The following is a 746-nucleotide window of genomic DNA, read 5'->3' on the forward strand; positions in this document are numbered from 1 at the left end:
AGAATATCGGTATTACCCCCTCGCCTGGGGCTGGCGGCAATGCCCAGCACTTTTATCTTCTCTCTGCCACTCTTATTCTTCACACCCTTTTCCCCGGCCCAAAGATTTTGTCCTGGCGCCACACCGGGCTCCCTTGGAACTAACATTTTCCAGCCCCGAAATTATCCCTGGCTCTCCTGGCTGCCCTCAAATTGGTCTCCGGAACCTGAGGAGAGATAGAACAACCAGGAGCCAGGAAAAGACGTAGTCCCTGAGTCTGCTCAATAGCCCGACATACCTCAGCCACCACTTGCTCAGGCCTCCCATCTTTGAGAGTGGTATTCTGGTCCACTCCCCCCATTACCGCTTTGTCAGTCCGGTGAAGCCCTTCCCTTAAGCTGGGGTTGCCCGGCAGAGCAACTGTCCAGTTAATGGCCTGAGCGGGGTAGTTGGATAGAAGATCAAAGTAGGTATTGTTACCACATATATGGAGAATGTTAAAGAAAGCACCATCATGGATGGCTGTCAGCACCTTAAGGTCATAGCGCAATCCAAATTCAGCATATTCCTCCTCGGTCAGAAGATCCCGGCTGGCCCAGCCGGATATGGCGAAGAAAATACCGCTCACCCCTCTCTCCAGACAGAGCTGGACATATTTGGCATAGGTTTCAGCGATTACAGCCAGCCCCTGGTGTAGAGACTGAGGGTCCTCTCTGAGATAGGTGAGAAGGCTCTCCTTTTGACGCCCCACCAGATAATCAGCAATG

The 746-nt window shown here is 52.5% G+C and carries 1 protein-coding gene; it reads right to left on the minus strand.

The genetic code is table 11. From position 1 onward, the window contains the following. Positions 1-139: 139 nt before the first annotated feature. On the minus strand, positions 140-746 hold a 607-nt coding region (locus HW443_RS12360), incomplete at its 5' end, for a uroporphyrinogen decarboxylase family protein (RefSeq protein WP_275942771.1).

The organism is Candidatus Hakubella thermalkaliphila (assembly GCF_013281975.1).
Classification (GTDB): domain Bacteria; phylum Actinomycetota; class Humimicrobiia; order Hakubellales; family Hakubellaceae; genus Hakubella; species Hakubella thermalkaliphila.